Annotated in this window: 5 protein-coding genes and 2 pseudogenes; 2 read left to right on the top strand and 5 right to left on the bottom strand. The window is 72.0% G+C overall.

The features are described 5' to 3' along the window. A pseudogene (locus Q0A33_RS12175) lies at positions 1-421 on the top strand (type VII secretion protein EccC); the annotation flags it as partial. Here Q0A33_RS12175 and Q0A33_RS12170 read toward each other — a convergent pair. After that, the gene (locus Q0A33_RS12170) at positions 305-1,060 is read right to left on the bottom strand and encodes an MFS transporter (protein WP_363316597.1); all 756 of its coding nucleotides are present in this window, start codon (positions 1,058-1,060) and stop codon (positions 305-307) included. The pseudogene Q0A33_RS12175 and the gene Q0A33_RS12170 sit on opposite strands and share 117 nt — an antisense overlap. Before the next feature lie 52 nt (positions 1,061-1,112). Here Q0A33_RS12170 and Q0A33_RS12165 point away from each other — a divergent pair, with 52 nt between their 5' ends. Next, positions 1,113-1,703 carry a TetR family transcriptional regulator C-terminal domain-containing protein gene (locus Q0A33_RS12165; RefSeq protein WP_291796993.1) on the top strand — a complete coding sequence of 197 codons (591 nt, stop codon included), beginning with the start codon at positions 1,113-1,115 and terminating at the stop codon, positions 1,701-1,703. A gap of 18 nt (positions 1,704-1,721) precedes the next feature. Here the strand turns inward: Q0A33_RS12165 and Q0A33_RS12160 are convergent, their stop codons facing one another. The 4 genes and pseudogenes from Q0A33_RS12160 to Q0A33_RS12150 form a co-directional block, all read right to left on the bottom strand. Further along, positions 1,722-2,474, bottom strand: a complete 753-nt coding sequence (locus Q0A33_RS12160) for a class I SAM-dependent methyltransferase (RefSeq protein ID WP_291796991.1) — start codon at positions 2,472-2,474, stop codon at positions 1,722-1,724. 5 nt (positions 2,475-2,479) lie between these two features. After that, complete coding sequence (locus tag Q0A33_RS12155; RefSeq protein ID WP_291796988.1) at positions 2,480-3,280, bottom strand: MFS transporter; 801 nt, start codon at positions 3,278-3,280, stop codon at positions 2,480-2,482. Between the two features lie 22 nt (positions 3,281-3,302). Continuing rightward, a pseudogene (locus tag Q0A33_RS16600) lies at positions 3,303-3,872 on the bottom strand (MFS transporter); the annotation flags it as partial. After that, positions 3,869-4,492, bottom strand: coding sequence for a transcriptional regulator (locus tag Q0A33_RS12150; RefSeq protein ID WP_291796985.1), 624 nt, complete (start codon positions 4,490-4,492; stop codon positions 3,869-3,871). The gene Q0A33_RS12150 and the pseudogene Q0A33_RS16600, both read right to left, overlap by 4 nt. Positions 4,493-4,712: the final 220 nt, after the last annotated feature.

Below are 4,712 nucleotides of genomic sequence, written 5' to 3'. Positions count from 1 at the left end.
GCTCCGGGCCGCGGGCAACTTCGCCAACGTCAACGACTATGAGAAGGCACGCCGCGGTGGTCGCACCGACCTGGAGCCGCTTCCCGCCCTGCTCATCATCGCCGCCGAGTTCTCCGAGCTGCTCGCCGCCAAGCCCGAGTTCGTGGAGAGCTTCATCAACATCGGGCGCGTCGGTCGCTCGCTCCAGATCCACCTGCTGCTCGCGTCCCAGCGGCTGGAAGAGGGCAAGCTCCGCGGGCTCGACACGTACCTGTCGTACCGCGTCGGCCTACGGACCTTCTCAGCCGCGGAATCGCGCACCGTGCTAGGCGTTCCCGACGCGTACACGCTGCCGCAGGAGCCGGGTGTGGGTTACCTCAAGAGCGACCAGGAGACGATGACGCAGTTCCGCGCCGCGTACGTGTCCGGACCGCCGCCGCGTCGGCGGCGGCGCGGGCTCCGCCTCCTTTGCGGACGCGGCGGTGTCAGCGGATGCGGCGGAGGCGGAGGGCGTGCGGGCCGGCCCCCTCGGGGCGGTCAGCATGATGACTGCGCCCACGAGACAGCAGACGGCGAGTGCTGCGAACACGCCCTGGTAGCCCACCGGGCCGATGAGGAGGAACACCGGCACGAAGACGACCCAGCTTCCCGTCTCCTCCGCGGAGACCAGTGCGGCGAATGCTCCGGAGTCCTCGCCGAGCCGCTCACCGACGATCGCCCTGAGTGCGACCCACAGCAGCGCGCCGCCCGCCCCTCCGACCGCTGCGGCGGCATACGCGAGGGCCGGATCGGCCGCACACGCGTATCCGAGGCATGCCGCGGCGTAGAGGAGCGCACCGAGGGCTGCGACACTGCGGCGTTCGAAGCGGTCTGCGAGAGATCCCGCAGCCGGCCGCACTGCGAGTGAGACTGCGAGTTCCACGGCCAGCAGGACGCCTATCTGCGCTGGCGTGAGGCCGATCGACGCTGCGGCGAAGAGCGGCAGCATGAAGTCGACGACCTCTCCGGCTCCGCTGAGGAACACTGCGGACGTCAGCGCGCGCTTCTGTCGCCTCCGTGGACGGGGACTGTCGATGCTCATGTGATACGAGCGTACTAGTACGACTGTTCTTCTTCAATGTATGCTGTGGAGCATGCCTCGACACGTCGATCCCGAACAGCGGCGCCACGACGTCGCGCAGGCGACCTGGCGCGTGATCCTCCGCGCCGGTCTGGCGAAGGCCTCGGTCCGCGCCGTCGCGGAGGAGGCAGGGCTCTCGGTGGGCTCGCTGCGCCACTACTTCAGTGAGCAGCGGGAGCTGCAGATCTACGCCTTCGAGCTCATCAACGAAAGGGCCGCGCAGCGCCTCGCAGCCGTCGCGGGGGACCTTCCCGTCCGGGACCGGATCGAACAGACGATGTGGGCGCTGCTGCCCGTCACTCCCGCACAGGTCGAGGAGCAGCAGATCGCGCTGGCCTTCCTCGTCGAGTCGCGGACCGATCCTGCACTCGCCGAGATCGTCGCGCAGGATCGGGCCGCTGCCGTCGATCTCACCCGCGGGGCGATCCTCGCCCTGCGCGAGGCCGGGCTCGCGGATCCTGCTGTGGACGTCGAGACCGCAACCGTGGAGCTGAGGGCGCTCCTCGACGGTCTCGCACACGCCGCTGCCCTCCACCCGGCAGACATGCCGGGCCACCTGATCAGGGCCGCTGTGAGGAGCTGGCTCGACGGCCTGGCCCCATGACGCGGAGCGATGCGCCGGTCACCTCCGGGCGCGGAGGAGATGGCGGGTGGAGTGCGCGACGAAGCTCCTGTGGCGGCGGATGTGGGCGTCCATGTCCCGGAGCCGGTCCCGGTACCGCTCGACGCTGAAGTCCGGCACCCACCACACGCACCGGCGGAGGATCCAGACGACCGCGCCCACGTCCCGGAACTCCATCCGCAGCCGGGCGCTGCGGAGATCGGTGACCTCGAGTCCGGCCTCCGCGGCGGCGTTCGCCTCGAGGTCCGGGCGGCGGTCCGCGCGCTGTGCCGCAGTGGTCTCGCCGAGGAAGAACTCGATGAGCTCGAATGCGGACTCCGGACCCACGTGCTGCCCCAGGTACTCGCCGCCTGGCGCGAGCACGCGTGCGATCTCCGACCAGGCGGGCTTCACCGGGTGGCGGGCCGTGACCAGATCCACGCTGGCGTCCGCGAATGGGAGCGGTGCTCCCGGGGCCGTCTCGTGGACGGTCACGCCCCGCGGACCCAGCAGCTCCCGGGCACGGGCGGCATTGGCCGGCCAGCTCTCGGTGGCGTGCGGGTCCGCGGCCATGAGCGGGGCCTCGGCGAGCACCTCGCCCCCGCCGGTGTCGAGGTCGACGGCGGTCCGCGCCCGTGCGACGGCCTCGCCCAGCAGACGGGAGTAGCGCCAGGGCGGCCGCTCCTCGCTCGCCCTGCCGTCCAGCCAGGAGAAGTCCCAGCCCGTCACGTCCGCGCGGGCGGCCTCGTCGATGAGCTCCTCGAAATCGCGCATGCGCGTCATTGTGCCAGGCGGGCGGCCTCGGCGGCTGCCGCGGCGGCGCGTGCGGCATCGATGCGGGCGCTGCCGATCCGCGGCCATCCCCACAGGAGGAGCGGGGCCATGAGCACGGCGGCGCTCAGGTATGTGGACCGCAGCGCCCACTCGCGGCCGAGCTCCGGTTCCAGGAGGGAGACCAGCGCGCCCGCCGCGAGCGCACCCAGCGACATCGTCCCCCAGCCGAAGAAGCGGTAGACGGAGTTCACCCTCCCCAGCAGCCGGTCGGGGATGATCCGCTGGCGGAGGGATACCGTCACCATGTTCCAGACGACCACGGCGAACCCCATCGCGACGCTCACCGCCCAGACCGCAGCGGCATGGCTGAGCAGGCCGATGACGCCGTAGCAGGTGCCGATGATGAGGAGGGATCCGCGCAGGACAGTGCCCTCGCGAGCCCGCTCGGCCACGCGGTCGCCGGTGAGGGAGCCTGCGAGGGCGCCCGTCGCCATGCCGGTCGTGAGCATCCCGAACGTGAGCCCGCCGCTCACGCCCAGCACGTCCTGGGCGAAGAAGACGAACTGCGCCGAGGTGAGCATGCCCAGGAGGTTGAATGCGCCCAGCAGCAGGGCCAGCGTGCGCAGCAGCCGGTGGCGCCAGAGCCAGGCGAGGCCCTCGGCGGTCTCGCGGCGGAAGGAGGGCGGGAGGGGAGAGTCCGCGCGGCCGGCCCGGCCCCGCCTGCGCCCGTCGTCTCCTCGCAGGGTGAGCATGAGCGCACCGGCGAGCGCGAGCAGCGCCGCGTGGGCACCGAAGGGCACGACCACGGCGACCCCCCACGAGCGCTCCGGCGAGTGCCGGTCCGGCGAAGCCGCCCAGGGCCGTCTCCGCACCCCAGAGCCGTCCGTTCGCCCGTTCCAGCAGTCGCTGGTCGACGAGGGAGGGCATGAGGGTCTGTGCGGTGGTGTCGCGCAGCACCTCCGCGCAGCCCACGAGGAAGGCGAGGAGGCAGAGAGCGGTGAGGAGGAGGACGGTCCCGGGAGCGGCATCCGCATGGGAGACGGGGTCGGGTGCGGGTGCCGGACCGCGGACCGCGAGCAGGAGGAGTGCGAAGGCGAGGACGAGGACGCAGCGCGCCCCGTCCATGGCGGCGACGAGGCGGCACCGGTCGACGCGGTCGGCGAGGACGCCCGCGGGCAGGGAGAGCAGCAGCCAGGGCAGCCGGGTGGCCAGTGCGACGAGGGTGAGCCACAGGGGTTCGCGGGTGAGGGACGAGGTGAGCCACACGACGGCCACGCTCATGAGGCCGTCGCCCAGGTTCGCCGCCGCCGAGGCCACGAGCAGCCTCCAGTAGCGCCCGCCCAGACGAGGCGCGGGGGCCGAGGCGCCTCCTGCCTCGGGAGCCCCGGCCCCCGTCATGTCTCCTCGCCGCCGGCGGAGCCGAGCGGCGGGCGCGGGGAGGGATAGAGGGCGAAGGCGAGGGCGTAGGTGGTGGTGCCCCCGCGCGGTGAGTCCGCGAACTCCTGCAGCAGCGCATTGAGGCGGGCGCTGATCTCCTCTGCACGCTCCGTGGGCACGCGCACATGGCGGATGTTCGCGTTCAGCACGCCGCCGTGGTCCTGCGGGACCTGTGCGAGCTCCGCGGCGGCGAGGTCGATGACCTGCTCCGGGACCCGCGTCCCCGCGCCTTCCCGCCCGTACAGGAAGACCCGCGCGGTGCGGCCGTAGTACTTGGCCTCGAGTGCGCGCACCCGCTTCCGGCGCACGACCCGCACCAGCCCTGCGGCCTCGAGCACCTTGAGATGATGTCCGATCGTGCCCTTGGGCCGGTCGAGCAGGTGGGAGAGCTCGCTGGTGGTGGCCGCCCGCTCGCTCAGCGCACTCACGATCTGCATCCGGGTCTCCTCGAAGAGCGCGCGGTGCTCCTCGGGGCTGCTGAGGCTGCGGACCTCGTCGAGCGGATAGTCCGGCGGCACGGGTGCCGCTGCGGCGCTGGCGGAGGTGCGCGTACGGTCGGCATCGTCAGTATGGTCGGTCATACTCATATGGTCGGTGAATGCCGACCATATGGTCAAGGGCCGCTCTGGGTGACCGAGCCGAGAGTGCGGATGGGGGAGCGGAGCCGCTCAGATGACGAGGCCCACAGCCCCGTAGGCGGTGAGGAGCACACCCACTGCGAGGAAGGAGACCGCACTCAGCTTCGTGCCGTTGCGCTCCAGCCAGTCGTCGAGGCGCCGGAGGGCGGGATCGATGCGTGCG

Source organism: Brevibacterium sp. (genome assembly GCF_022712115.1).
GTDB lineage: Bacteria > Actinomycetota > Actinomycetes > Actinomycetales > Brevibacteriaceae > Brevibacterium > Brevibacterium salitolerans.
Note: the sequence above shows the minus strand (reverse complement) of the source record. Positions and strands in the feature narration are given on the sequence as shown.

Coding starts and splice junctions, on each gene's coding strand:
- Q0A33_RS12165 (WP_291796993.1), top strand. CDS start 1,113: ATGCCTCGACACGTCGATCCCGAACAGCGGCGCCACGACGTCGCGCAG.
- Q0A33_RS12170 (WP_363316597.1), bottom strand. CDS start 1,060: ATGAGCATCGACAGTCCCCGTCCACGGAGGCGACAGAAGCGCGCGCTG.
- Q0A33_RS12160 (WP_291796991.1), bottom strand. CDS start 2,474: ATGCGCGATTTCGAGGAGCTCATCGACGAGGCCGCCCGCGCGGACGTG.
- Q0A33_RS12150 (WP_291796985.1), bottom strand. CDS start 4,492: ATGACCGACCATACTGACGATGCCGACCGTACGCGCACCTCCGCCAGC.